This is a genomic window from Blastococcus aggregatus (assembly GCF_900221005.1).
GTDB lineage: Bacteria > Actinomycetota > Actinomycetes > Mycobacteriales > Geodermatophilaceae > Blastococcus > Blastococcus aggregatus.
In genome coordinates, this window is record NZ_OBQI01000007.1 from 246,758 (window position 1) to 273,061 (window position 26,304).

Annotated in this window: 22 protein-coding genes; 18 read left to right on the forward strand and 4 right to left on the reverse strand. The window is 73.0% G+C overall.

Features of this window, described 5'->3' with window-relative positions; all coding sequences use genetic code 11:
* The first annotated feature begins 72 nt into the window (after positions 1 to 72).
* From CRP29_RS21130 to CRP29_RS21215, 18 genes are all read left to right on the forward strand, one after another.
* A complete protein-coding gene (locus CRP29_RS21130; RefSeq protein ID WP_225236003.1) occupies positions 73 to 444 on the forward strand; it encodes a TadE/TadG family type IV pilus assembly protein in 372 nt (123 codons plus the stop codon).
* A 26-nt stretch (positions 445 to 470) separates the two neighbouring features.
* Positions 471 to 866, forward strand: coding sequence for a TadE/TadG family type IV pilus assembly protein (locus tag CRP29_RS21135; RefSeq protein WP_236825405.1), 396 nt, complete (start codon positions 471 to 473; stop codon positions 864 to 866).
* Complete coding sequence (locus CRP29_RS21140) at positions 863 to 1,309, forward strand: TadE/TadG family type IV pilus assembly protein (RefSeq protein ID WP_014375313.1); 447 nt, start codon at positions 863 to 865, stop codon at positions 1,307 to 1,309. Before CRP29_RS21135 ends, CRP29_RS21140 begins: the two co-directional genes overlap by 4 nt.
* On the forward strand, positions 1,306 to 4,545 hold the full coding sequence (locus CRP29_RS21145) for an AfsR/SARP family transcriptional regulator (RefSeq protein ID WP_097197029.1): 3,240 nt from the start codon (positions 1,306 to 1,308) through the stop codon (positions 4,543 to 4,545). The genes CRP29_RS21140 and CRP29_RS21145 overlap by 4 nt, the downstream gene beginning before the upstream one ends.
* A gap of 138 nt (positions 4,546 to 4,683) precedes the next feature.
* On the forward strand, positions 4,684 to 5,175 hold the full coding sequence (locus CRP29_RS21150) for a hypothetical protein (protein WP_097197030.1): 492 nt from the start codon (positions 4,684 to 4,686) through the stop codon (positions 5,173 to 5,175).
* A gap of 7 nt (positions 5,176 to 5,182) precedes the next feature.
* Positions 5,183 to 5,440 (forward strand): helix-turn-helix domain-containing protein, encoded by a 258-nt coding sequence (locus CRP29_RS21155; RefSeq protein WP_097197031.1) that lies wholly within the window; start codon positions 5,183 to 5,185, stop codon positions 5,438 to 5,440.
* 302 nt (positions 5,441 to 5,742) lie between these two features.
* Positions 5,743 to 6,564, forward strand: a complete 822-nt coding sequence (locus CRP29_RS21160; protein ID WP_097197032.1) for a hypothetical protein — start codon at positions 5,743 to 5,745, stop codon at positions 6,562 to 6,564.
* Between the two features lie 23 nt (positions 6,565 to 6,587).
* Positions 6,588 to 6,944 (forward strand): hypothetical protein, encoded by a 357-nt coding sequence (locus CRP29_RS21165; RefSeq protein ID WP_097197033.1) that lies wholly within the window; start codon positions 6,588 to 6,590, stop codon positions 6,942 to 6,944.
* A 71-nt stretch (positions 6,945 to 7,015) separates the two neighbouring features.
* Entirely contained in the window at positions 7,016 to 7,753 is a 738-nt protein-coding gene (locus CRP29_RS21170; RefSeq protein WP_318249959.1) for a hypothetical protein, read from the forward strand.
* 40 nt (positions 7,754 to 7,793) lie between these two features.
* Positions 7,794 to 9,374: a hypothetical protein gene (locus tag CRP29_RS21175; protein ID WP_225232359.1), complete on the forward strand. Its 1,581-nt coding sequence runs from the start codon at positions 7,794 to 7,796 to the stop codon at positions 9,372 to 9,374.
* Positions 9,371 to 10,885: an SCO6880 family protein gene (locus tag CRP29_RS21180; RefSeq protein WP_097197035.1), complete on the forward strand. Its 1,515-nt coding sequence runs from the start codon at positions 9,371 to 9,373 to the stop codon at positions 10,883 to 10,885. The genes CRP29_RS21175 and CRP29_RS21180 overlap by 4 nt, the downstream gene beginning before the upstream one ends.
* On the forward strand, positions 10,882 to 12,390 hold the full coding sequence (locus CRP29_RS21185; RefSeq protein ID WP_097197036.1) for an ATP-binding protein: 1,509 nt from the start codon (positions 10,882 to 10,884) through the stop codon (positions 12,388 to 12,390). Before CRP29_RS21180 ends, CRP29_RS21185 begins: the two co-directional genes overlap by 4 nt.
* Complete coding sequence (locus CRP29_RS21190; protein WP_097197037.1) at positions 12,387 to 13,541, forward strand: M23 family metallopeptidase; 1,155 nt, start codon at positions 12,387 to 12,389, stop codon at positions 13,539 to 13,541. Before CRP29_RS21185 ends, CRP29_RS21190 begins: the two co-directional genes overlap by 4 nt.
* A 67-nt stretch (positions 13,542 to 13,608) precedes the next feature.
* The gene (locus CRP29_RS21195; RefSeq protein ID WP_097197038.1) at positions 13,609 to 15,522 is read left to right on the forward strand and encodes a type IV secretory system conjugative DNA transfer family protein; all 1,914 of its coding nucleotides are present in this window, start codon (positions 13,609 to 13,611) and stop codon (positions 15,520 to 15,522) included.
* Positions 15,519 to 16,097, forward strand: coding sequence for a hypothetical protein (locus tag CRP29_RS21200; RefSeq protein ID WP_097197039.1), 579 nt, complete (start codon positions 15,519 to 15,521; stop codon positions 16,095 to 16,097). Before CRP29_RS21195 ends, CRP29_RS21200 begins: the two co-directional genes overlap by 4 nt.
* Positions 16,094 to 16,576: a hypothetical protein gene (locus tag CRP29_RS21205; protein WP_097197040.1), complete on the forward strand. Its 483-nt coding sequence runs from the start codon at positions 16,094 to 16,096 to the stop codon at positions 16,574 to 16,576. Before CRP29_RS21200 ends, CRP29_RS21205 begins: the two co-directional genes overlap by 4 nt.
* Before the next feature lie 108 nt (positions 16,577 to 16,684).
* Positions 16,685 to 16,981: a hypothetical protein gene (locus CRP29_RS21210; protein ID WP_097197041.1), complete on the forward strand. Its 297-nt coding sequence runs from the start codon at positions 16,685 to 16,687 to the stop codon at positions 16,979 to 16,981.
* A 2-nt stretch (positions 16,982 to 16,983) separates the two neighbouring features.
* Positions 16,984 to 18,321 carry a hypothetical protein gene (locus tag CRP29_RS21215; RefSeq protein WP_097197042.1) on the forward strand — a complete coding sequence of 446 codons (1,338 nt, stop codon included), beginning with the start codon at positions 16,984 to 16,986 and terminating at the stop codon, positions 18,319 to 18,321.
* On the opposite strand, the gene CRP29_RS21220 is transcribed toward CRP29_RS21215, so the two are convergent.
* The 4 genes from CRP29_RS21220 to mobF all read right to left on the reverse strand — a co-directional run bounded on the left by CRP29_RS21220 (position 18,315) and on the right by mobF (position 25,983).
* Positions 18,315 to 19,148 carry a DUF5710 domain-containing protein gene (locus tag CRP29_RS21220; protein WP_097197043.1) on the reverse strand — a complete coding sequence of 278 codons (834 nt, stop codon included), beginning with the start codon at positions 19,146 to 19,148 and terminating at the stop codon, positions 18,315 to 18,317. The two genes, CRP29_RS21215 and CRP29_RS21220, sit on opposite strands and share 7 nt — an antisense overlap.
* 82 nt (positions 19,149 to 19,230) lie before the next feature.
* A complete protein-coding gene (locus CRP29_RS21225) occupies positions 19,231 to 19,641 on the reverse strand; it encodes a PIN-like domain-containing protein (RefSeq protein WP_097197044.1) in 411 nt (136 codons plus the stop codon).
* A 9-nt stretch (positions 19,642 to 19,650) separates the two neighbouring features.
* Positions 19,651 to 20,343 carry a DUF433 domain-containing protein gene (locus tag CRP29_RS21230; protein ID WP_097197045.1) on the reverse strand — a complete coding sequence of 231 codons (693 nt, stop codon included), beginning with the start codon at positions 20,341 to 20,343 and terminating at the stop codon, positions 19,651 to 19,653.
* 141 nt (positions 20,344 to 20,484) lie between these two features.
* Positions 20,485 to 25,983, reverse strand: coding sequence for a MobF family relaxase (mobF, locus tag CRP29_RS21235; protein ID WP_245853166.1), 5,499 nt, complete (start codon positions 25,981 to 25,983; stop codon positions 20,485 to 20,487).
* Positions 25,984 to 26,304: the final 321 nt, after the last annotated feature.

Below are 26,304 nucleotides of genomic sequence, written 5' to 3' on the forward strand. Positions count from 1 at the left end.
TGTGGCCCTGCGGCCGTGTCCCGGCCCTGCCCTGCTACGGGCAGCCGGGCCGGCGGCGTGGGGCGCCGACGGATGTCGGGCGAGCGCGGTGCGGCGTCGGTGGAACTGGCGGTCGCCTTCCCGGTGGTGTTGCTGCTGGTGATGACGCTGATCCAGGCGGCTCTGTGGTTCTACGCCCGCTCGATCGCGCTGGGCGCCGCCCAGGAGGGCGCCCGCGAGGGCCGCGTGCAGCCTGCCTCGACCGCGCGCGCCCAGTCTGCCGCCGAGGGCTTCCTCGACCAGACCGCGCAGGACCTGCTCGTCGCCCGGAACGTGACCGTGACCGGCTCGCCGAGCAGCATCGAGGTGACCGTCACCGGCAGCTCGCTCAGCCTCTTCCCCGGCCTGTCGGGCTGGTCGGTGACCCAGACCGCCGTCGGCCCGGTGGAACGGCCCACGCCATGAATGCCCAGGCCAGGGAGCGGGGGTCGGTGTCGGTCGAGCTGGCGCTGCTGGCCCCGGCGCTCCTCCTGCTGCTGTCCTTCGCCGTCGTCGCCGGCCGCACCCAGATCGCCGAGGGTGCCGTCCAAGAGGCCGCACGAGCCGCCGCGCGGGAGGCATCGCTCGCCCGCGACGCTGCCACCGCCGCCGCACGGGCCGGCGCCCAGGCGGAGCGCACCCTGGCCGCTCAGGATCTGCGCTGCGAGCGCACCACGGTGGACGTCGACACCGCGGGGTTCCAAGCCCCGCTCGGCCAGCCGGGCGACGTCACGGTGTCGATCACCTGCGTGGTCGGCATGGCCGACCTGTTGGCCCCCGGCCTCCCCGGCTCGGTCACCGTCGAAGCCTCCTTCATCAGCCCCATCGACGCCTACCGCGAACGATGACCGGCTACCACGGACACCGGCGGCCGGACGGAGAGCGCGGCGCCATCAGTGTCTTCCTCGCCGTTCTCGTTCCCGGGCTGCTGCTCATCATCGGGCTGGCCGTCGACGGCGGCGCGAAGGTGGCCGCGACCCAGCGCGCCAACGCCATCGCCGACGAGGCGGCGCGCGCGGGCGGACAGGCCCTCGACATCTCCGCGGCCCTCGCCGGACAGGTGCAGGTCGACCCGACCGCCGCTGTCGCCGCCGCGCAGGACTACCTCGACCGCAACGACGTGCAGGGCGCGGTGACGGTCGTCGACGGCGACACCCTGTACGTGACCACCACGATCACCCAGCCCACCACCTTCCTGGGCCTGATCGGCATCTCCACCCTCACGGTGGAGGGCTCCGGCACCGCCGACCTGATCACAGGGACCGGCCAGAACGGGGGAGCGGGCCCATGACCACGCCACCGCGGGCATTCGACGTGCTGCGCCAGCTGCTCGCCCTTCTGGTGTTGGCGGCCGCCGTCGCCGGCGTCCCGATTGCGCTATGGCACCTCGGTGGCGCTTACCTGCCCGACGAGCTGCCCTCCTGGGTGGAGGTGACCACTGCGCTGAGCGGACCGGACACCGGCGCCGTCTTCCTCGGACTGCTCGTGGTGATCGGCTGGAGTGCCTGGGCGTGCTTCGCCCTGTCGGTGGCCGTCGAGCTCGTCAGTCAGTTGCGCGGACTGCCACCGCTGCGGCTGCCCGGCCTGGCGGTCCCACAGCAGCTCGCCGGCCTTCTGGTGGCCGCCGTCCTCGGTTTCGCCAGCGCACCGCTGTTGGCCGCTCCGGCCGTGGCCGGTCCGCCGGTCGTCGCCGAACAGCCGCTTGACCACGAGGAGCCGCCGCCGGCGCCCGCCCCGCCAGCCGACACCCCGCCTACCGCACCTCCCGCGGCCGGTCCGACCTACTCGGTGCAGCCGCGCGACACTCTCGGCCGCATCGCCGCCCGCTACCTGGGCGACTGGACCCGTTTCGAGGAAATCCTCGAGCTCAACCGCGGCCGGCCCCAGCCTGACGGCGCGATCCTCATCGACCCGGGGCTGATCCGTCCGGGCTGGGTATTGATCCTTCCGCCCGACGCCAGCGTCCCCGTGGTCGACAGGACGGCCGGCGAGGTGACCGTGGGGCCCGGCGACACCCTCACCGACATCGCCGAGCAACACGGCCTGGACGGCTGGCAGCCGATCTACGCCCTCAATGCCGGCGAACCCCTTCCCGGCGGCGGCCGATTCACCGATCCCGACCTGATCCTCCCCGGGCAGGTCCTCGACCTCCCGCCCGTAGACCCGGCAGCCGCTGGCTCTTTTTCGCCCGCCACCCCCGAACCACCGGCTGAGGAGGCACCGCCGCCACCCCCGCCGCATGAGGACGAGCCAGCCGTGCCGGCGGAGCCCTCATCGACCTCCGCCGCCTCGCCGACATCGCAGAGTCCAGCCGAGGAACCGGTGCAGTCGGCAGTCGACGCTGATGCCCTCGATGCCGACGGGGACCAGTTCCCGGCGGAACTGGCGGCCGTTCTCGCCGGCAGCGGGGCACTGCTCGCCGCAGGCGTGGGCGCGACGTGGCTGGCGCACCGCCGCCAGCGGCTGCGCCGCCGCCGCCCTGGCCGACGGCTGATTCCCCTCCCGAAGGGGCTGTCGGCCACCCAGACGGTCGTCACCTCGGCGGCCGACGCGGGTACGGCCGACTACGACGCGCTCGACCTGGCGCTGCGCGGACTCGCCGTCCGGATCTCCGAGCACCCAGACGGGCTGATGCCCGACGTTGTCGCCGCCCGACTGCACGGCGGCCGGCTCGAGCTGCGGCTGCACGCCCCGGCCGACAGTCCGCCGCCCGAACCGTGGACCGCCGATGACACCGGCCTGTGGTGGTTCGTGCGGCTGGACCGGGACACCGGCGTGGCCACCGAAGTGGTCCGGGCTCGCCTGGCGCCATATCCGACCCTGGTCACCATCGGGACCGACGGCGGCGACCGTTGGCTGCTCGACCTGGAACGCCTCGGCGCCGTGTACGTGACCGGACCGGCCGACCGCCGCACGGACTTCGCCCGGCACCTGGCCGCCGAACTGGCCGTCAACAGCTGGTCGGACCACCTCACTGTCACCACCGTTGGTTTCGGCGAGGAACTGCTCGACCTGGCACCGCACCGGGTCCAACCGACCGACACCGCCAACGATCCCGCTCTGCACGCCGCGCTGCGGGAAGCGGCCGAGCGCGACACCGACGACGTGCTGGACGGGCGGTTGCGGGCCGGAGCGGGGGACGGCTGGATGCCGCAGGTCGTCCTCAACCCACAGACGCCAGATCAGGGCGGCGAACTGACCGAGGCCGCCGCTGCTTTGCCCGCCCGCGAGCGGCGCGCCGCGGTCGCACTCGTGCTCGGCGTCGACGCGGGGGAGGCCGGCGACGAGTGGCTGCTGACGCTGACGGACGACGGGTCGCTGCTCATTCCGGCACTGGGGCTGCGGCTACCGGCTCCACAACTGACCGCCGAGCAGGGTCGCGACATCGCCACGCTGCTGGCCTTCGAGCGTGACTCCAATGACGACCCAATCCCCGTCGCCGCCGGCGACCGCCCCTGGCAGGTGCACACCGACGCCGCCGGCGCCCTCCGCAACGACGCATCCGATTCGGGCATCACCGAGCCACGGGTCCAACTGGCCGCCCCGCAGACGGTCGTACGCAGGTCCACCACTGCTGCAGCAGGCGATGCCACGCCGCGCTCGCCGACCGACATTGCCGCCCGAACGACGTCGTCGGCGAGCGATGCCGCCGAGGCGCCGGGGCGTGCGGCGCCAGCCGACATGCGCAGCCGGATCGAGGACGACCTCGCCCAACTCGACCGCGATCTCGCCGACTGGTGGTCGCCAGAATGCGCCCGGCCGCGGCTGACGCTGCTCGGACCGGTCACCCTGAGCGCGCACGGTGATGAGGCGGCCGTCGCCCGGTCCGGGCTGCGGCGCCGTTACGAGGAGACGGTCGCCTACCTCGCCACCCGCCCGCACGGCGCCACCGCCGACGAGGCCGCCACCGCGCTGCAGCCTGCCCGCGGCGGCAGGGCCGACCCGGTCAGCGCCCGCGCCTACGTCCACCGGGTCACCGCCGGCGCCCGCGCCTGGTTGGGCACCGATCCCGCCACCGGCCAAAAGCACGTCAGTTCCGGCCACCGCGGCCGCTACACGTTGACCGGCGTGCTTGTCGACGCCGACCTCTTCCGCCAGCTGCGCGCCCGCGCCGCTGTCCGCGGAAACGACGGCCTGCCCGACCTGCTGGCCGCCCTTCAGCTGGTGTCTGGCTCGCCGTTCGCCCAGCGCCCGGCCGGCTACGAGTGGCTGGACGGCTTGGACCTCACACTCACCGCCGCGGTCTGCGACGTCGCCCACCAGGTCGTCACCGCCGCCCTCGCCGACGGCGACCTGGCCGCCGCCGGCACCGCCTCGGCCACCGCCCTGCTTGTGGCGCCGGACGACGAACAAGTGCTGCTGGACGCGATGTGGGTGGCCTACCACCAGGGCAACCGCGCCGAGGCCGAGACCTACGTCGCTCGCATCGTGGCCGTCCACGACGGTGAGGACGAGATGGACCTGCCCATGAGCACCGCGGAGACCATCAACCGCGCCCGCCGGCAGTTCCTCGACCGTGCCTCGTGACGACGGCCGCTGGCTGCATCCACCACAACGAGGGAAGCGTCCAACCTGGACGAACCGCAGTCCGGGACGTCCGGGACCTTCGCCGGCAGGTCGAGGTGTCGTACCTGCTGACCACACTCGAGTGCGCAGGCCCTCGGGATGGAAGGAGAGACGCTGGTCATCATCGACCCGATCGCCGCCGACCTCGACCTCGACGAGGTAGAGGTCGCGCTGCTGAATGCCGCGGTCGGTGACTACGCCGCCGAGGCCGCCGTGCTGCTGCTCGCCAACGACGGTTACTGGCCGGCTCATCTGCCCGCCGCTGGGATGATCACGGTGGAGGCCGAGCCGGTCGGCGGGCAGATGTGGGCGCGCATTGAGTGGGCCGAGCTCGACGCTGCCCTCGCCGACGGGCGGCTGCCCGGCAGCCCGGAGGAGCTTGCGGTGCTCCGGGTAGCCGTAAGCCTCGCCGACGGCCGGCCGGTCGACCTTGCCGACGTGGTGGTGGCGCTGGACCGTCGCAGACTCGGCCTGGTGCTCGCTGCGTTTGCGCACGCCGCCGGCAGCCACGATCACTGCGCTCCGGCCGGCCAGGGCGTAGACCCCGACCTCCGGCTGGGACCGCTGATCGCCTGGCCGGCTCGGCACTGATCCAGCCATGCCCTATCCGCCGCGGCCACAGCTTCGCCCGCTGCCCGCCTTCGCCGGTACTGCCCGCACCGGCACCGTGCCCAGTCTGCGGCTGCAGACGCAGCTGGAGGCCTTCGTCCTCGCCGAGTACGCCGCCGGCCGCTCGCTGCGGCAGATCGCCGAGCTGATCGACCGTTCGCCCACCGCAGTCCGCCGCGTGCTGGACAAGCACGGGGTTCCACGGCGCGCGGTCGGCGCTCCACGGCAGGGTGCCCAGCGTCCCTGACCGAAACCCGATCGAGGGCCGGCATCCGCCGGCGTGCGGCGTCGGGGCTCCGGTAATCCTCCAGTCGTCCGCCGGTGAGAGTCGTTCGGTACCACCCCAGCGCCGGCACACACTTCACCTCGGCCGATGACCGCTCTCCAGTTTGCTAACTGGAGGACTTCTGGAGGCCCGGACGACACGGTCGGCGCATGCAGAGCCCAACCCCGCGTCGGGGACCGCGGCGCGGTCGGATGAGCCGTGACGCGCCGCCGTCGGGATCGATGGCGATCGCGGACCCACTGACTTCTCGTCGAGCACGGCCGATGACGGTCGAGGCGATGCGCGCGGCCGTCATCGCGATCCGCTCAGGGAACTTCGACGACCTCAACGATCTCGACGTCGTTTGGAGAGGCCAGGCGTCGCGCGCTGCGGGTCCTGTCGCTGCCTCCCGGCCGGCTGCCAGTTCGATCCCGTGGGTGGCGTCCAACGTCGGCGATCCTGTCGTCCTGGTGATGGCCGGTCACGCCGGCGCCGGCGCTTCGACGGTCGCCTTGGCCGTGGCCGAAGGGCTGGCGGAAGCCAGGCGTGTGCAGCTGGTCGACTATGCCGAGCCTGTCCAGTCGGGCTTGGTGGCGGCCCCGGCCATCGAGATGGGCACGGACGGGGCCTGGCGGCGCGGTCGCCGGAATCGACTCGACGTCGTCCGCCTCACTCGGCATCCGGCCGACGGAGTGCTTCCGCCGCCACCAGAGACCGACGACGCTGAGCCCCTGAGGGTGGTCGATGCCGGCTGGTCGCTGACCCGCACGCTGCTCGATCCACCCGGTTCGGTCGTCGGCGGCGCGATGGTCGTCGTCGTCACCCGGGTGACGGTGCCGTCGGTCCGGCAGACCGAGCAGCTGCTCGCCGCCGTCGGCGGCGAGGCGGCGGTCGCCGCAGTGGGCCCGGCCCGCTGGCCCCGGCTGGTGGAGGTCAGCTGCGGTCCGCGGCTTCGTGAGTTGCGGTCGCGGGGGCAGGTGGTCCCAGTGCCGATCGACCGGCAACTGCAGATTGCCGGGCTGACCGGCGACCGGCTACCGAAGCCAGTGGCGGCCGCCGGCCGGTCGTTGGCCGCACTCGTGGCCCCGGCGGGGGAGACTCCGTGACCGCCGGACGCAGGAGCACCGCCGTGGCGGTGCGGGCCGCATCAAGCGTGGTGTTCGTCCTTGCCGGGTTCGTCGTGCTGGATGCCGGGCCGGCGACTGCGACGCCGGCCGAAATCAGCGCGGCGGTCTGCCCCCAGGCACCGCCCGGGATGGAAGCCTTCGCCGACGATGTGACCGCCTGGGTGAAGTGGGGCGTGCTGGCGCTGATCGGCATCGGCGCGGTCGTGTCCCTCGGGTCGATCCTCGTCGGGCGGATCTTCTCCCATCCGCACGCCTCCCGGTACGGGGCCATGGGCGTCGCGGTGGTGGTGATGGTGGCCATCGCCTACACGGTCATCCTCGTCATCCTGGACTCGATCACCGGCAGCGGGTGCACGTGATGCGCCGCCACCGAGACGTCCAGGGAAGCGCTATCCCTGGGTGGGGAGCTGGTCGACTTCTCACGCTGGTCGTGGTCGCCGCCCTCGTCGCGCTAGCGGTCTTGGCCGGCGTGGTCCTCGCAGTCGTTGGGGCGCTGACCGAGGAGGAGTCAGGCTCAGCGCACGCTGCGCGACAGGGAGATTCACTCTCCACGGATACGTCGTCCCAAGATGCCCTGGCCGCGACGCCGATGCCGACCGCCGACCCGGACGACGCGCTGCCAGGTCCGGTGTCGCGGCAGGCGGCGGGTGTCATCGAGTTGCCGCGCACCACGGCCGACGGCCCGGCTGACGTGCCCACCGGCTTTCCCCGCACTTCGGAAGGGGCCCTGGCGCAGTTGGCCGCGATCGACGTGACGGCGATGCAGACCGGCTCGATGGACGGTGTGCGGCGTGTCATCGCCGAGTGGGCTGCCCCTGGCGGCCCGACCCCGGAGTCGTGGTCCGGGGTGGCTGGCATGGCGAGCCTTCTGTCGGCGGCGGGGCTGTCCGGTGCCGGGTCCCCGCAGTTGGCCATCGTTGTCCGACCGGCGATGGGGCTGATCAAGGGAACGGTGGGTCCGCAGTTCGCGGTGGTGTGCGTAAACCTCGAGTTCACCGTCACCGTCGAGCAGACGTCGCGGATCGCGATCGCCGACTGCCAGCGCATGGCATGGGTGGGGGACCGGTGGATGATCGGTGCCGGGCCGGAGCCCGCGCCGGCGCCGTCCGTCTGGCCGGGTACCGACACCGCGATCGCGGCTGGCTGGCGGGATCTGCGCCATGCCTAGCCCACAGCCACGACGGCGTAGTCGGGTCGGGCCCAGAGCTTTGGTCGTCGTTCTGCTGGCGGCGGCGGGATGGCTGGCAGTCGCCGCTCCCGCATTGGCCGACACGGCGGTGGTGGTCGCCTTCCCGGCCGATCCGTCATCGGCCGAGGACGCGTTGTCGTGTCTGCCGACCAACCCGTTCTGCGTGATCGGTGAAGCGGCCGGAGCCGTGGTCGCCGACGTGTGGATCAGCGCCATGTTGTCGCTGTGGGAGGCCGGGCTGTGGCTACTGGGCCTGGCCTTCTCGGTGATCGACGCGCTCGCCACCCCTGACCTGTCCGCAGGGGGCCCGCTGGCCGGGGTCTATCCAGTGACCTTCGGCATCGGCGCGGCCGTGGCTGCGCTGATGGCCATGGTGCAACTCGGTGTCGCGGCGGCACGCCGGGACGGGCAGAGCCTCGGCCGGCTGCTCATCGGCCTGCTGCAGTTCGGGCTGGTCTGGGTCAGCTACGTCGGCATCGCGGCGCTGCTGGTCACCGGCGTCTCCGGGCTGATCACCGCCTTGCTGCGCAGCCTGCTCGACATCGACACTCTGGCCGCCTTTGACCCGTCGATCAGCGTGGGCCGCGACGTGGTCAACGGCACGGTTGCCACCGTTCTCGGAGTCAGCTCCATTTTCCTCCTGGTGCCGGCCAGCGTCGGCTACCTGCTGCTGATGCTGGTCCGCGAGGCGGCGTTGATCGTGCTGGCGGCGACCTCGGCCATCTCGGCCGGCGGCCTGTTGGCACAGTCCTCGAGCGCCTGGTTCTGGCGCAGCCTGCGCTGGTTCCTCGCCGCACTGCTGGTCGCCCCGGTCGCCGTCCTCATCCTTGGTGTCGGCGTCACCATCACCGAGGGCATCGTCACCGGAGCCGAGGAAACGAGCACAGAGGCAGCGGTCGGCATGGCGGTGGTCGGCTGCCTGCTGATTCTGCTCGGCGCGATCTGCCCGCTGGCGCTGTTCCGGCTGCTGGCCTTTGTCGACCCCGGTACCTCCAGCGGCGCGGCTCTGCGTTCGTCCCTGGCCGCCTCTGGCGGAGTCATGGGCGCACTGGGCAATCTCGGCGGGGGAGGTGGTCGTGCTGCGGGGGCCGCCGCTGTCGCCGCCTCCGGTGGGGTTGCGGCCTCCGGAGCCGCGGCAGAGCTGGTTGGAGACCGCGCGCAGGGGGAGTCGACCGCCGACGCCGCGACCAGTGGTCGCTTCGCCGGCGCGCTGCGTGCGCTGACAACGGGCACCTCCACGGCCGGCCGTCTGGCCGCTGGGGTGGCCGCCTCGGCGGCCGACGTCCTCTCCGGAGCTGGCATCGGACACACCGCGCCCTACTACAGGCAGTCAGTTCGGGGCCGGGCTTCCGTGGCGGGAAACGGGCACGCTCGCGCAACCGCGCTCTCACGACAGGACGACGCGTCGCCGCGTCCGGACGGGGACGGCCAAGACCCCCTGACTCCTGATCCGCTGTGGTCGTCCCTCGCCGACGGCGCAGCGGCTGTTGGCTGGCCCGCGGAGCGGGCCAACGGCGCCGGACGCGGCGGGTCTCCCCAATCCGACCTCCCCGCTCCGCGGGGGCGGCCTGACTCTCCTGCCGACGACGGTGCCGCATGAGCGCACACCGCTACGGCGAGTACGCCAAGGACGTCTCCGGTTGGTTCCTGGGGATGACCGGCACGCAGCTGGCCTTGGTGACGCTCGCCGGCGTTCCGGCGCTGCTGGCCCTGAACGGCCAGGCCTGGGGGTTGTTCGTCGGCTGGCTGCCGGTGTGGGCGCTGCTGGCCGCCGTGCTGCTGGTGCCTATCCGGGGCCGTGCCGCCGGCCGCTGGTTCGGCGACCTCTGTCTGCACGCGATCGGAGGAGCCATGGGCTGGGCGGCGTTCGGCTCACGGGCCGGAGCGGGGACGGCCGACGACCTGTCCGAGGCCGACCTGCCGGGAGTGCTCGCCGGAATCCGCACTCACGACGGGCCGCCCTTCGGGCAGCTGTTCACCCGGCCGGTGATCGTGCAGAACTGCGCCGCACGGACCTGGGCAGCGGTGGCGTCGATTGCCCATCCCGGCATCGGGCTCGCCGAGGCGGGCGAGCGGGACCGGATGGGCGCCGGCCTGGCCGAGATGTGCGAGCTCGCCGCCCGCACCGAGCTGATCGACGTGCTCGTCCTGCAGGTGCGCACCGTGCCCGACGACGGCGCGGAGCGCGCCGCCTGGGAACGCACTCACACCCACCCCGACGCGCCGACGCTCGCCGCGCGGGTCAACGCGCTGCTGGGCGCAACGCTGACGCCGGCCGCGGTACGGACCGAAGCGTTCGTGACCGTCGTGGTCGGCGAGGGACGGATCGCCCGGGCGGCGAGGGAGTCCGGCGGGGGCGTGGACGGCCGGGCCCGGGTCTTGCACTCGGTGATGGCAGAGGTCGAGGCCGCGCTTCGTGGACCCGTCGGCTGCACGACGGTGTCCTGGCTCGACTCCGCACAGCTCGCCGCCGCGGTGCGCACCAGCTTCGCCCCGGGTGACCGTGGCGAGCTGGTCGCCGCCGACCTGGCGGCCGCCTCCAGCCAGCAGTTGGCCACCGGGGTGCCGATGGCCGCCGCGGCACCCACGATGGCGCGCGCCGAGGTGCGGCACTACCTGCACGACGCCTGGGCGTCGGTGACCGACACGATCCTGCTGCCCGACTCCGGTGCGGTGCTCGGCGCGCTCGCCCCGGTGCTCGTGCCGACGGTGGCGGGGGAGCGGCGCTGCCTGACCGTCTTCCTCGACCCGCTGCCGCTGACCCGGGCGACCCGGGTGGTCAGTCGGGAGCAGATGAGCGCCACCACCGGCAACGAGATGCGCGCCCGGATGGGTTTCCGGCAGCGGGCCCGGCAGCGGCGGGACACCGAGCGGGTCGGTGCCGCCGAGGAGAAGCTCACCGCCGGCCGTGCTCTGGTGCGCGTCGCCGCGGCGGCCTGCGTCACCGTGCCGGCGACGTGGCCGGTGGTCGAGCACGGCCGCCGGCTGTCCGCCTCGGTCCGGGCCGCCGGCTTCGTGCCGCTGCGACTCGACCTGGCGCAGGACTCCGCCTTCGCCGCTGCCGCCATTCCCCTCGGCGTTGGGCTGCCGGACCGCAGAGGCCGACGATGAGCCGCCGTCCCTTCCGCCGTGGCCGGGACGTCGCTGTCCTGCTCGACGACTTCGGCCACCGGCTGCCCGCCGTCCCCGCGATCGAGACCGCGGCACGGGAACGGGGGCCGTTCACCCAGCTGGTGCCCCGCCGCGGCCCCCGCGGACGTGGTCGTGGCCGAGCGGCGGCGCTGGCGCCGCTGTCGGTGTGGCGGATGACCTCGGAGCAGACGCCGGTGGTGTGGCCCCTGATTGCCACCTCGGGCCTACCGCCCACCGGCGCACAGATGGGACTCGACCTGCTGTCCGGCGGAGCGTTCTACTGCGATCCGGTCGGCTGGGTCACCGACGACGATCTCCCGGTCACCAACCCCAACGTCGTCGTCTTCGGCAAGCCCGGCCGCGGCAAGTCCGCCACCGTCAAGGCCTTCGCGCTGCGGATGCTCGCCTACGGCTATCGCACTCTCATCCTCGGGGACACCAAGGACGAGTACGAGCCCCTCTGCAGAGCACTCGGCGTGGAGCCGTTCGTCATCGGTCACGGCCTGCCGACCCGGGTGAACCCGCTGGCCTTCGGCCCGCTCGGGTACGGCTGGGACCGCCTCGACGCCGCCGAGGCCCGGCGCCGCGAGGCGCTCCTGTTCGCCCGGTGGCTGGTGCTGCTGCGCGGCCTGATCGGCTCGCAGGCGGTGCCGTTCGGCCCGGTGGAGGAGACCGCGGTCGGGGAGGCGCTGCGGCTGCTCACTGGCTACCGCTCGGGCGCCACCCGGCTGACCGAGCCCACCATCCCGCAGCTGTGGCGGGCACTCGACGAGCCTCCCGACGAGCTCGTCGCCGGCTGCCGCTACGCCGACCGGCGGCACTTCATCGACGCCACCCGCACTCTCCGCGACGCTCTCGGCGCCCTGGTCAAGGGCTCCCTGGCCGGGTTGTTCGACGACCACACCACCATCGCCGTCGACTGGCGCGCCCCGATCCAGTCGCTGTCGCTGTCCCGGGTCGAGCCGCTCGGTGACCAGGCCGTCGGCATCGCGCTGACCTGCCTCAACTCCTGGGGCCAGGCGATGCGCGAGATCGCCGAGCCCGGGGACCTGCGCATCGTCATCCGCGACGAGACGTGGCGGCAAATGCGCCTGGGTGCCGAGGCGATGAAGAGCCTGGACGCCAACCTCCGGCTGTCCCGCCGCGACGCCGACGTGCAGATCCTGCTGGCGCACAAGCCCTCCGACATGCTCACCGCCGGGGACGCGACCTCGCAGGCGGTCGCCATCGGCCGCGACCTGCTGCACCTGTGCGACGTCAAGGTCCTGCACGGCCAGGACCAGGCCATCGGCGACGAACTCGGCAGCCTGCTCGGCCTGGCCCCGATAGCCCAGCGGGTGGTCACCGGCTGGGCCGTCGCGGGCAAGGGCCGGGCACTGTGGCTGGTCGGGGACCGGGCGTTCAAGGTGCAGACCGTCCTCACCGAGCCCGAGCTGCGGCTGACCTACACCAACGAGGCCCTCACCGCCGGGGGAGCGCGATGAGCGGCGCGGCGGAGCGCGCGGCGCGGGCGTGGCTGTGGAAGGCCGCCGCTCCGGTCGCCCTCCCGGTGCTCGCCGGGCTCACCCTGTTGCTAATCCCGCTCGCCGTTCTGGCCGCACCCGACCAGCCAGCGGCCGCATCGTCGCGCTGCTCGATCGGCGGCACCCGGGGCACCGTCGCCGGCATCGAGCTGGACGCCGTCCAGATGGGTCACGCGCAGACCATCGTCGCCGTCGCCGCGGCGCAGGGACTCGACCCCTATGCGGCCACCGTGGCGCTGGCCACCGCATACCAGGAGTCCCGGATCCGGATGCTGGCCAATGACGGCAGCAGCCCCGAACTCACCGCCGAGCAGGCTGCGGTGACCGCCACCAGCCTCCAGCACGCGCACGACGGCCTCGGCTCCGACCACGACAGCGTCAACACCTTCCAGCAGCGCTGGATCGCCGGCTGGGGCACCGTCGCCCAGCTGATGGACCCCGTCTACGCCGCTGCGGCCTTCTACGACCGGCTGGTCGAGGTGCCGAACTGGCGGACCATCCCGCTCACCCAGGCAGCCCAGGAGGTGCAGGTCTCGGCCGCGGGCGGCGCCTACGCCCGCTGGGCGCCGTTCGCGGGCGAGCTGACCGGCATGCTGTGGCCCACCGCCCAGGCCATCGTTGCCGACCCTGCTCGCGGGGCGTCCGGCGTCTGCCCGAACCTTCCGGTGCCCGCCGGATCCTGGATCCGGCCCACCGCCGGTCAGGTCACCTCCGGCTCCGGGCCCCGCTGGGGCACCCTGCACGCCGGCGTCGACATCGCCGGCCCCCGCGACAGCCCCGTCTACGCCGCCGGCGGCGGCACCGTCATCACCGCCGCCTGCACCAGCGCCTACTGCGACCGTGACGGCGGCCTGGGGCTGGCCGGCTACGGCAACCTCGTCGAGCTCGACCACGGCGGCGGGGTGACCACCCGGTACGGGCACCTCTCGACCTACACGGTCAGCGCGGGCCAGCACGTCGGCGCCGGGACGCTGGTCGGCTTCCAGGGATCCACCGGCAACAGCACCGGTGTCCACCTGCACTTCGAGGTCCGCCAGGACGGCGCGCCGCTCGACCCGGTTCCGTGGCTGGCCGATCGCGGCGTGGACCTGAATGCGTCCAACCCGGGCTGACCTGCTCGTGCCCCCTTTTCCGACCCACAGGAGGAGCCATGCACCGGACGCCGTACGGACGGCGGCGATGACCGGCGTCGGCGCGCGCGCAGACGTGGGCCCGGCGAGCTGGGAGGTCCCGGCTGCAGCCGTCAGCGCCTGGCTGGCCGCTGCTGCGCTGCTGCTGCCTGTCGGCCGCGGAGTGGCCGCGGTGCTCGACGGCGGCGGCTGGGTCTGGCCGACCGACGGCGCCGCCCTGACCGCCTCGATCGGCGGCCTGCTGGTCGGGGATCCGGACACCGGCCTCGACGCGAGCCAGGCGGCGGCGCTGCCCGGCACCCCCGCCGTCTACGCCGTCATCGCGGTCCTGCTCGTCGCCTTCCTCGTCGCCAGCGGAGGTGCCGTCTGGGCCGGACGGCGGTTGCTCGGGACGCCGAGCGGAATGGCCGACCGCAGCCAAGTCGAGCAGGTGCTTGGCCGCTCCCGGCTGCGTCGCGCCGCTGCCGTGGTCCGGCCCGACTTTCCCACTTCCGCGGGTCGAGGCGGGCGGTCCCCCGAGTCGGATGGCGTGGGCTGGCGGCTGGGCGTCTGCGCCGTCCCCGCCGGTGGAGAGCTGTGGGTGCCCTTCGACCGGACCACCGGCATCTACGGCCCGCAGGGTTCGGGCAAGACCCTTGACCTGCTCGCACCGGCGCTCCTGGACGCGCCCGGCGCGGCGCTGGTGACGCTGACCAAGGCCGAGGACCTGCTGCTCACCCTCGACGCCCGCGCCGACGGCGGGCGGCCGGTCGCCGTGTGCGATCCGTTCGGCTCGGTCCCGGGCGTGCCGGAGCTGGTGTGGGACCCGGTCGCCGGTTGCGGAGATCCGATGGTCGCCGAGCGTCGGGCGAAGGCGTTCACCGCCGGCACCGTCGCCGGCGCGGTCACCGGGGGGATCTCCGACGGCGCGGCCCGCTTCTACGCCTTCGAGGCGGCCAAGGTGCTGCAGGCCTACTTCCACGCCGCCGCGCTGACCGGTGGCACCGTCGAGCACGTCCTCGAGTGGGCGGCCCATCCGCAGGCCGCGACCGCCCCGGCCGACATCCTGCGGGGCCACCCGCAGGCCGCGCCGTTGTGGGACGGGCTGCTGCACGGCGCCATGCAGGGCGACCCGCGCACCGCCGGGAACACCGCCACGACCGTCCAGCAGGCGCTGGCCTTGTTCTTCCAGGCCGACATCCGCCGCCGCTGCACTCCCGGGCCCGGCCGGCCGGCCACCGAGGTTGCCGGTCTCCTCGCTGCCGGCGGCACCGTCTACCTGCTCGGGCGCGACGACCCCTACGCCTCCGCGTCCCCGCTGCTGACCGCGCTGGCCGAGCACGTCCTCGATACCGCGCTCCAACTCGCCGCCGGCTCGCGGACCGGCCGGCTGTGCCCGCCGCTGCTGGCCTGTCTGGACGAGCTGCCGTCCACCGCGCCGCTGCCCACTCTGCGCACTCGCATGGCCAACGACCGGGCCCTGGGCGTGAGCTACATCTACGCCGCCCAGACCTGGCGGCAGCTGGTGTTGCTCTACGGCGAGCACGAGGCCCGGGCCCTGTTCGGCCTCACCAACGTCGTGATCGCTTTCGGCGGCGGCAAGGACGGCGATTTCTACCGCGAGCTCTCCGAGCTGATCGGCCGGACCCGCGTGCGCCGCTCCTCCTACAGCTACCGGGGCGCCGGCTGGGCGCGGTCCACCCACGGCGAGGACACCCCGGTGCTGCGGCCGGAGGAGATCCGCTTGTTGCCGCCCGGCCGGGCGCTGGTGCTCGCAGAGAACGCGCCGCCGCTGATCGCCCGTCTGACCCGGTGCCTCACGGGGCGCCGGGGCGCCACGCTCTTGGCCGCCCAGGCGGCCGCCCGCGACCGGGTTATGGCCGCCCGCGGCCGCGGCACCGGGGGAGGGGAGCGCCCCCGCCGCCCCTCCGAGCCGACGGCTGAAGCCGCAGGGACCATGCCCGCGAGTTGGGAGGTGTCGTGACCGAGATCCTCCTGGCGCCCCCGTTTCCGCGACCGCCGCGCTGGGTCCGGCACGCGCTGGAGATGCTGCGGCAGGCCGAGGTGTCCGGGCTCGAGCCATCGGCCTACGGGCTGCTAGACCGGCCGTGGGACCCGGCGACCTGCTCTCCCCAAGTGCGCCGGGAGCTGTGGTCGTGGATCGACGACGTCGCCGGCTGGCTCAACCACACCTACGCCTGGCAAACCGCGCACTTCGTCCCCTCCTGCTGGCCGGCCCACCCGGCACTGGTCCGCGAGCTGGCAGTCCTCGCGTGCATGCGGGCCGCGGCGGCCGACGCCACGGTTCCCCATCCGATGGAGGAGTGGCACCGCTACGCCCTGCCCGGCTTCTACGCCCGCATGAACGAGCGACAGGGCCTCGGCTGCCCACCCGGCCGACATGTCGACTGGCCGGCCCGCTCCTGGGACGCCGACTACCGCACTCCGTCCGCCGTCGCGGAGCGGCGCCGCCGCTTCGACGCCGACACCGGGGCCCAGTCATCTGACGGGGCACCGGACACAGTCACACTGGACGACGGCGAGGGAGCTACCCGATGAGTGCTGCTCCGCGCCCTGACCGGTCCGACGACTGGGTCGCGCTGCTCGGCGGCGTCCGGGTCAGCCGGCAGTGGATGACTCGCCACACTCCGGAACTGCTGGCCGCGTGGTGCGAGGCCATGCCCGAGGCCCGGCGGCGCGCCATCGCGGCCGAGATCGTGCGCGTCGCCGCCGAGATGGAGAGCGAGCCGGTCGGCCGCCGGGACGACGAGCCTGCAGACCCGGCGTGGGAGGCCGTCGCCCGGCGGATCGATCCGCGCCTCCTGGACGGCCCGGACTGGTGGCCTCTGTCCGCCGCCCTCACCCGCGCCGCGGCCGCCGGCTACGACGTTGCCGCCGGGCTGCCCGGCCTCGCCGCCGCCCCGCTTCCCGACCGGCATCCGGCGCGGGAGTTGCACTGGCGACTGCTCGACGACTGCCCGGCCGCCTTGCCCGTTCCCGATGCGGACGGCGGCCCAGCCACGCCGCCGCCCAGATGACCGGTCGTAAACAGCCCCGCCGCGATCCACAGGTTGATCGCCACATCCCCACTCACCGGCCGCGGCGACCCAGCCTCGGTGCAGTCCACCAAGTGAAGGAGAGCCGCCGTGACCGTCGAGGCGAGCATCGACCCGCTCAGCTACGCCGCCTCCCTGCTCGACGCCGTCGGCGCCGACCGAGAGCAAGTCCCCGCACACATCGCCCTGGAGTGCATGCAGGCCGCGGAGCTCCTCGAGCTGGCCGGTGGGCACGCCGAGCCTGTCCCACTGGTCGACGACGACCCCCGCGCCAGCATCCGCGCGGCTATGGGCGCGCTCGGCCTCGTCGACCAGGAGGCCTTCGCGACTCGCTACGTCATCGACGCGGCCCGCGCAGCCCGCCGCGCCCTGCGACAGCTGCGTTGATCATGGCCACCAGCCTGCAGCAGCTGCTCGACGCGCTCGCCGAACGCACCGCGGCGCCGACCAGCGTCGCGGCGATCGAGGACGTCACCGGAGCGATGGCCCACCTCGGCCGCGCCATCGCTGGCATGACCCAGGACGGGCTCACTGCTGGCGTCAGCCGTCGGCAGCAGACCGCCGCCCAGATGACCGCTGCCTGCACGACGGTGGGCCGGCTCTGGCCGCGCACCGGAGGACCGCTGACCGACCTGGCCGGCGCCGCCGCCGACGTGATCGGCCGCGACCGCGCCAGCATGGGTCGCGGCCACCGGTGGGCGGTCACCGTCGAACTTGCCGAAGCTGCCGACCACTGCGCCCGGCTGGCGCACCGGCTGCTGCCGCAGGCTGCGGTCGCCGAGCTGGCCGTCGTCCGGAGGCTGGCCGCAGCCGTCGAGCGCGACGCCCAGGCCGACCCGCCGACGGCCAACGGCGCGGCCGTCCTCGATCGCCTGGTGCCGGTGTCCGGCCTGCCACGAGCCGGCGAGAGGCTGACCGCAGTCGATGCCGCAGCGGCGCTGACCGCGGCGGTCGACCGATCCCTGCGCAGCGAAGGCCTGACCTTGCGCGACTTTCGCGCCGCTGTGGCCGCCGCCGAGATCACCAGCGACTGCGCCTCGTCCGTGCTAGCTGCCGCCTCGGGCGACGAAGGCATGCGGCCCCTGCTGGCAGCCGTCGCATGGGAACTCACGGGCCGAATCAGCATGACCTTCGACGACGGCCACCGAGTCGGGCCCACTGACCCCCACGGCGTCGTTCCTTGGGCACGCGCCCTCGCCGACACGCTGCGCAACGACCTCGGGTCCAACGCCGACCGCGGCGCGCTCCGCGACCGGGGCGACCTCCCTCGCCTGACCCGCACGGTCCAGCAGGTGACCAACCAGCTTCCCGTCCTCGCCGACCGACTCGCCGCGGCCGTCGACCGTTGGTCACGCACCGGTCAGCTCTACGCCGCCGCCCGCGACCTGCCCCGCATGGACAACATGCCCGACGACCGGGTGCGGGACGTCATCGCCGGCCGCCGCGTACAGGCCCGCGGCGCCGACCTTGACCGCCTCGGTCGCGCGGTCGCCTCGGCCACCGCGCTGTCGAGCAGCCTGGCCGACGCCGTGAACCGTGCTGCACCCGCCGCACCTACGAGCCAGCGCCACCTCGCCGGGCTCTACGCGCAGCGCGCTCGAGCGCCCGGCCCGGGCGAGCGACTGCTCAGCCACGCCGACGACGTGGCCAAGGCAGTCGCACGAGCCCGCTGTGCGCAAGGGATCAACACCCCGGCGCCGGGCGCAGGCGGCCCTGGCCGCTACTGACTAGTGAGAGCTCCGCGAATACGCGCCCACAGCTTTCTGCGGGGCGGTTCGGGTGCGGAGGGGCCTTCGTCGTCGCATCGGTACTCCGCGGCGGTATGGCTGCCGTGTTCCCCCTGTATCGACGTGGGCAGGAGCGGCATCTTGATTGCCAGGCGCGTCGCGCTCTCCTCAGTCCGACGCCCGGGATCGGGGGGCTCGACCACCCTGATGCCGGCGTTCGTGAGGATGCCCAGGTCGAGCCGCCACTCATGGGTCGACCGCTTCTCCCAGAGTGCGAAGGCGCGGTCGATGTGGGCGTCAGCTTCGCCGGGTGACCAGCCGTTGACCGCCCGAAGGTGGGCGGTCGCTTCGGCGGAGGTGCCGGTGACCTCGGCGAAGCCAAAATGCGTCGCCCGATGGCAGGACCAACACAGGGCGATCAGGCGCCGCAGCGTCTGCGTGTAGGTGCTCTCGTCGTACTGCCAGCGCTCGTGGGCTTCCAGTCGCTGACGGTCAGTGCCGCGTGGAGCGCCGCAGGCCTCGCAGCGGTGCCCGGCCCGGCGGTAGACCATGGACCGGAGCGCGTCCCACTGGCCTTCGTCGACGCAACTGCGGACGTTGGTGAACCAGCAAGTCGACGGCACCAGGTCGACAAACAGACCTTGGCCGAAGCTGCGGTCCTCCCCGGGCAAGAGCTCGGGTATCCGTGATTCCCAGCGCGCGAGCTTCGGGAGCAGTGCCACCTGAGGCGCATACCAGCGGCGAACGTCGGGATCCCATCGGGCACCGGCTGCCTTGGCAGCGTCCTTCTCGGCGTACGGCACGTCGAGCCACAAGCGATCCGGCATCGGTACTCCGTACTTACTCGGGGTGCCCTGACTATGCAGCCGGGTACCGACATGACGGTTGCCCCCATTCGGCGGGGGCTTCTCAAGCCAAAGGCAACTCCCTTACTGACCGTTCGGTGATGACGTACCACCATGGCCCTGGGCCCCTGGTGTCAACGATCTCCTCGATGTCGTCCCACCGGCGAACCATCCACGTCAGCCAACCCCACGTCGTTTCATCCCGCTTGCCGCCGATCCGGAAGACACGCAGGCCCGACTCCCGGATCAAGTGCACTTCGGCCGGCCGGGTACGCATTCGCCTGTCCCGGCCAATGGCGATGAGGCCTCGCGCCGCCACAGCTGGCATCCAGTCGGGGTCCAGCGTGCCGTATGGGCATTCGGGGATCAGTGGATGGCCGACATGAACGGTGTCAAAGCGCGCGGCGGTGAGAGCCTTGCCGAGCCCGAGCGCGCTCTCGTCCACGTAGAAGCGCAGACGTTCGCGATCGGCCACCACGAGACGTCAGGCGGCCGCGCGCTTCAGCTCGTACCGGACCGCGGCGTCGACGAGCGAGCGATTCAGCTCGTACATGTCTGCCACAGAGTCAGGCGTTTCTCCCGCACGGATCAGCTCTGCGATGACCTCAGTAGGGACGTTGCGAACAACTGGCTCCCCGTAGCCGCGAAGCGGATCGACCTGTACCTCAGCGATGTCCGGCATGGGATGCAGTAGTCGGGGCTCAGGAACATCGCCGTCTGTCCACTCGAGCGACCCCCGGAACGACTCGGCATGCTGAGACCAGAGAAGACGCTGGTTGCTCCTCACCACGACGAGCTGCAACGCGCTGTCGAGGCCGACCTCGTCTTGCACCGCTCGGACCAGTTCCTGACCCTCCGCGTACAGCCAGGTCCGCGCTGAGGCCAGCGGATACGGCGTTTCGAGCTCTCGGCGCAGGCGTTCCACCGCTGGCCGCATCCGGATCATCGGCACCCCGGCGTCACGGAACTCCGCGAGCAACCGAGTCTCTACAAACTCGCCCCACGTGGCGGTGTCCTCGTTGGTCCGCTCCTGCCTGATGACCGGCGGATACGACTTGGCTCCGCGGTTGTAGCCGTCGATCCACCGGCGGGCTGTCCCGCCATGAAGACCGAGGATGCGATCGACCTGGGCCATCGAGTACACCGGGCGGTCCACCAGCCGGGCGACTCGGTTCATGAGCGCATCTTGTCAGGGAGGTATGACCGAGCGCTGGACAAGCGGCATGCGGCGCAGGACTGTCACCCGACAGTGATGGGACCCAGACCGTGGCGCGTCCTCCCGGCTGCCGGGAGTGAACGCGTCCCGGAAGCCGAACCTCTACCGGGGTTGGTGCAGCTCAGGTGGCGTGCTGTGGGACGGCCGTCCCGTCTGACCCGGCCGCTGAGGATCCGCGTATGGGGGCGTTGAGCGGTGCGCCCGGTGTGGACCAGTCGGGGTCCTGCGAGGCGCCGAGGTGATCGGTTCGGTGTCGAGCACGGCCTTGTGGACGGTGCCAGGCGGCACGCCGAGAGCCTCGGTGACCCGGTCGATGTGTGCCAGCCACCGGCTGGGTGGCAGGGCGACGATGGTGGCGCTGACGTCGTGCAGTGCTGCGCGGAGAGCTGCGGGGCTCCTGTCGGAGAGCGCGGCGGTAAGGCGGGCGTCGAGAAGGTTGTCGGCGAGGCTGCTCGAGGCGTCGATGGCCCTCCGTAGCGCGGTGGCCCCCTCGCGGTGGAAGAGGTCGGCGGGATCGAGCCCGTCGAACAGGGCGAGTCGGCGCGGGTCGTCCCCACGGGTGGAGAGCTGCCAGAAGATGCGCTCTGCGGCCTGCTGTCCGGCGGTGTCGTCGTCGGTGGCCACGAGAATGCCGGGGCCGTGGAGGCGTATGTAGGGGCCGAGGAGGTCTGCTTGTCGGTCGGTCAGGGCGGTCCCGAGGGCGGCGACGCCGACGGTCTGTTCGCCACCGGCCAGAGTGAGGGCGATGGCGTCCAGCGGTCCCTCGACGAGAGCCGGGGTGGCTCCCGCGGCCAGCGCAGCTCGGCTCTCATGGAGCCCGAACAGGTGCTCGCCCTTGCGGTACAGGTCGGTGCCCGGGGTGTTGAGGTACTTGGGTCCGGCGCGTCCGTCGTCGGGTGCGGTGGGGTTGCGGCGGGCGACGAAGCCGACGATGACGCCGTCGCGGCTAAAGATGGGGAAGGTGAGCCGGTCGCGAAACCGATCGATCAGCGCTCCGGTGCGAGCGCGGAGGGCGAGGCCTGCGGCGAGCAGCTCTTGGTCGCTGGCGCCGAGGCCGCGCAGGTGGTCGACGAGCGCGGTCCAGCCGGCGGGGGCGTAGCCCGCGGTGAACCGGGGATCGGCGGTGAGGTCGGTGCCCAGCCGGTCGTGCAGGTAGCCCGCTGCCCAGGAGTGGCGGTAGTGGTCGCTGGAGAAGGCGGCGGCCTGGGCGTTGAGCTCGATGAGCCGGTCGCGGCCAACGATGGCGGTGGCCCAGAAGTGTTGCTCGAGGAGGTAGTCGGCGTCGTCGGCGACATCGACCCCGCCGGTGACGGTGAAGGGGTCCGGCGTGCGATACCGCGGCGGCCACGCCGGCGGAGGGGTGTCGTAGTTGGGGTCGAATGGCGCGTCCTCGTCGCAGGGCAGCCCGTCCGCCGGGTCAGTGGTGGCGGTCTTGGGTGCGTGCACGGGCGGCAGTAGATGCGCATCGTCGGGGGGCTGCAGATCGGCCGGCAGGGGTTCGGGGTCGTGCACGGGGGCCGGGTCGGTGAGGGCGGCGATCTGGAGGACCAGCGCCTCGGCCAGCCCAACCGCGTCGTCGGTCACTGCGGGCGGCAGGCCGGTGAGTGCGGCGGTGAGCAGGTCGGCGGGACGCCATCCGTTGCGGGTGCCGGTGGTGACCGCGGTGACCAGCGCCGGCCACGCCGGGTCGGCCAGCACACCTTGGGCCTGCTGGTCTGGGAGCAGGTCCAGCAGGGTGGTGCACCAGTCGGGGCGCGGTCCGGCCGTGCCCGGCCCAGCGGGAACGCTGGCCGGGGCGACGTGGGGTGCCATCCGCCACCACAGGGCCGCGGCGGGCAGGTCGTCGGGCAGGGGACGTTGTGCAGCAACGGCGGCGAGCATGCCGGCGGCATCTAGACCGGCACGGTCGGCGGCGGCCAGCCGGTCGCGGAGTGCCGGCCAGTGCTCGTCGCGGCGGATGCGGGGGGCGATGCCGTCGGCGAGGGCGGACCACACGGAGCTGTCCCGGGTGGGGCCGGTAGCGGTTACGGCCTCGTCCAGGCGTGTCTGAGATTGGCGTTCCGCAGCCTGCCGCCGGGGCGGTCCGGTGGGGCGCCGGTCGCTGTCGGGAACACTGAGCGCGGCGCGCCAGACGGCGAGGTCCGCACGCAGCGACCCGTGATCCGGGCCCAGCAGCGGTCTCGCCCAGGTGGGCGCGGTGGCCGCGGTCATGCCGGCGCTGTTCTCTCCGACCCGTGCCGCGCAGGCGATGACGTGATTGGCGCGGGCGGTCAGATAGGGCCCCCAACGCGGATCGTCGACCAGTGCCGCCGGTATCCCGGATAGCCACCGCAGCGGACCTGCCGGACCCGACACGGGCAGCCGGTGATCGAGGACGGCAGCGGGGTCGGTCGCCGTCTCCAGTTCCCGCGCTTCGACCGTCGTCCTCAGTACGGCGGCAGGGTCGCAGCCTTTGAGTGCGAGCAGCGCCAGGTGTCCGCGCAGCGTCGGCCACGCCGGCGCGGCGGTCAACCCGGCGTGCAGGCGCTCGGCGGCGTTCTCCAGTTCTTCTGCAGTCACGGCACCCAGGCGGTGGTCGGCGGCGACGTGTAGCGCGTCGGCGTACCGGGTGGCGGCCTCGTGCAGCAGCTCGGCCGGGTCAGCCAGTGCCCGGCGGGCGCCGGCCGCGGAGGTCTGGGCGCCGTCGCGGGCGAGCATGCCGACCAGCAGGTCGGTGGCCGTGGGCGGGGACACGGCGGCGGGGGTGACGATGCTGTGCGGATCACCGTCGCCGATGGTGGCCAGGTATAGGTGGTTCGCGGCGCGCCCCCGGGACAGCGCCACATAGAGCAGCTGCCGGGACTCGGTGCCGCCGAGAACGGTGTGGCAGACCTCGGCGGTGACGCCCTGGGCGCCGTGCACCGTAGTCGCGTAGCCGAGCTGCACGTGCTCGGCGACGTAGCCCGCCGGCAGGCTGATCCGCCGTCCGGTGTCCGTGTGCACGACGTCGAGGGAGCCGTCGCCGCCGACGGCCCGGACGGCGAACCGGTCACCGTTCTTCACCCACTCGGTGGCAGTGATCGGCAAATGCCGGTTGTTGGTGCGGGTGATGATGGGGTCCCCAGCGCCGACCCGGGTGCCGTCTGCCAGCTCGACCTCCGCACCCGGCGAGGAGGCGGCGCGGGTCAGCCGGTCAGCCCGCGCCCGCTGGTTCAGCTGCGCGACCAGCTCCCGGGTCGCGGCCAGCAGCAGCGCGTCCACACCGCGGTCGCGGTCGGCGGCCCAGGCGGCGTAGGCCTGCTCGGCGCAGGTGGACCGGTCCCCGACGTGGACCCGGCCGGAGTCGAGATAGAAGCCCAGCCCGAGGGTGTCGCCCTCCCGGACGGCGACGGTCGCCGCGGCCTCCGCCGGGTCATCGAAGCGCACCAACTGGGTGAGGGTGACCGCGCCATGGGTGGCGGCGATCTCGGCCAGCAGGCCGCCGGCGGCAACCGAGGTCAGCTGCTGGTGATCGCCGACCAGGCGCACCGATCCGCCCCGCCCCAAGACGTACTCGGCCGCGCGGGCCAGCTCGACAGTGCCGGCCATGCCGGCTTCGTCGAGGACCACCAGCGTCGTCGGCCCGATGCCGGCCACCCAGTCGGGTGCTTGTCCGGCCTCGAGGCACCAGACGAGCTTGGTAAGCGTCTCGCAAGGTGCACCAAGACAAGCCCGCAGCCCGGCGGTGGCCACGGCGGAGGGCGCTAACCCGAGCACCGTCCCGCCGTCGGCGGTCCAGGTGCGGGCCAGGGTGGCCAGCGCGGTCGTCTTACCAGCGCCGGCCGGGGCGTGGGCCAGCTGCATTCGGGCACCGCTGCAGGCCAGCTCACGGACCAGCTGCGCCTGGCCGGGATTGAGCTCCGCGCCGTTGGCCGTCGACTCAAGCAGCGCCAGCTCCACCGTGGCCGGATCGGCGCGGCGTCCCTCACCGCGCCCCGCGGCCGCCAGCAGCAGCGCCTCGGCGTCAAGCACCGCCCGGCTGGTGTAGAGCCGGGATCCGGCGACGGTATAGACGCTGGCCCCGTCCGAGCGGCGCAGCTCCGGCGGCTCGACCACCGGGTCGCGTTCACCGAGGGGAACGGACAGGCCGGGGGACAGCGCCTCCTCGGTGACCCGGGTGACCGCGACGTCCACCTCAGCGGGAGGCAGGGCGGCGGCCCGCACTACCCGCTCCACCTCGGCGCACACGTGCCACATCTGCCAGGTAGCCCGCCCAGCCGAGATGGTGTCCAGCACCCGGGAGGCGGCCGACTGGACCCAGGCCTCGGTTACCCCCGGGCGCGGGGACCCTCGCGCGCCCAGCACCCGGCCCAGCATCCGGTCGACGCGATTCGGGCTGCCGAGGATGGCGAGGGCTTCTCGGCGCCAGGTTGCCCGCTGCTCACCGATAGAGCGTGGCTCGTGCTTGGGGCCGCGCGTTTCCAGGGTCGCCTGCTGTGCCAGCCCGATCGCTTCCACCGCCGTGGGCGCCCGGCCGTGGTGGCGCTGGAACTCGCCCGCCAACACGCCTCGCCGGGCGTCGATGTCCCGACGCCGCGACGACCACGCGCTCAGCAGGCGTTGGTCCATGCCGACGATCTCCCGCACCGTCCGCCGGCCCGTTGTGATGCCGGGACGGTCGGTGAATCGAATCCCCAAGCGGGTGACCAGGTGTGCTTCCAGCCGGGTGTCGTAGCGCTCGGAGGCGGCGACGGCGGCCTTGTGCAGTACCCGTCCGTCCAGCGCACGCCAGTGTCCATCGCGGGTCTGGACCTTGTTGCTCACCGCCACGTGGCTGTGGAGGTCGGGATCGCCGGCGCGGGAGTCGCGGTGGGTGAAGACCGAGGCGATGAGTCCGGTGGTCTCCACTTGTCGCACTCCATCGGTGCCCAGCCGGGTGAAGCACGCGTTCTCCTCTAGCCAGGCCAAGACGTCGGCGACCGCGGCGGCGTGGGCTGCCTCGATCTGCTCGGCCACCCCCCGCGGGGCCAGTGCCCACAACGCCGATACGGACTTGACGGGGGAGAAGGTGAGGTCGTAGCCGGCTACCGCCGTCGTTGCCGGCCGCGAGACCCGGGCGAGGAACCCCGATAGCTCGCGGGCATCGTGCGGTGCCCGGCCGTAGGCCTCGGCGAACATGACCCGGGCGAGGTCGCTGCGGATCTTCGCTCGATCGTCGTCCGGAACCGGCGCTGTGGCCGGCTGCCCGCGTGCAGAGTTGAGAGCGGCGAACTCCTCCGCGCAGCGGGCTCGGAAGCCGTCGGCTTGAGGGGTGAAGACGTAGAAGGCCCGCCCCAGGGCTCCTGCCGCTCGGGCCTCGGTCGGCGTCTGTCCCAGGGCCAGGGTCTCTTTCTCGAGCCGGTTGGCGTCGGGATGCCGCCCCTCTCCGAAAAGCGACTTCATCTGCTCTTCGGTGACGAGCTGACCGGCGCCCACGCCACTGAGCCCGGCGATGCCGTCGCCCACCCACCGCCCCGGGGACTCTCCCCGCTGGGAGTAGTAGTCCCCCAGGCCCGTGTGACCCCGCTCCGTCGCGTCGAACGCTGCCACCTGCCGCGTCAGGTACGTGTAGCCGTCCCCGGCGGTCAGCTTGTGCAGCGTCATCACGGTCGCGGACCGTAGGAAGGCGGACTCCACTACGGCTGCCGCACTTCTCCAGTAGCGCGGTGGCGCCGGGCGTTGCCTGGACCGTCATCGTTCGCGTCGACGGAGCCGTGAGCGGTCTCTACGCGCCTCCACCCCGGCTTCGTCCGCTGGACCCCAGATCACTGACCCGGTGTCGGACGACTGCCGCCTTCCTCGGCCGACCGCTTGGCAGCGGCCAGCCGAAATGAGCTCCTATGTGTCAAGACGGCCCGGGAGTAGCGTCCGGGTCGGCGGTGGGTGCGGTGGACTGACCGCAGCGAAGAGCAGGTCTGGGACTGA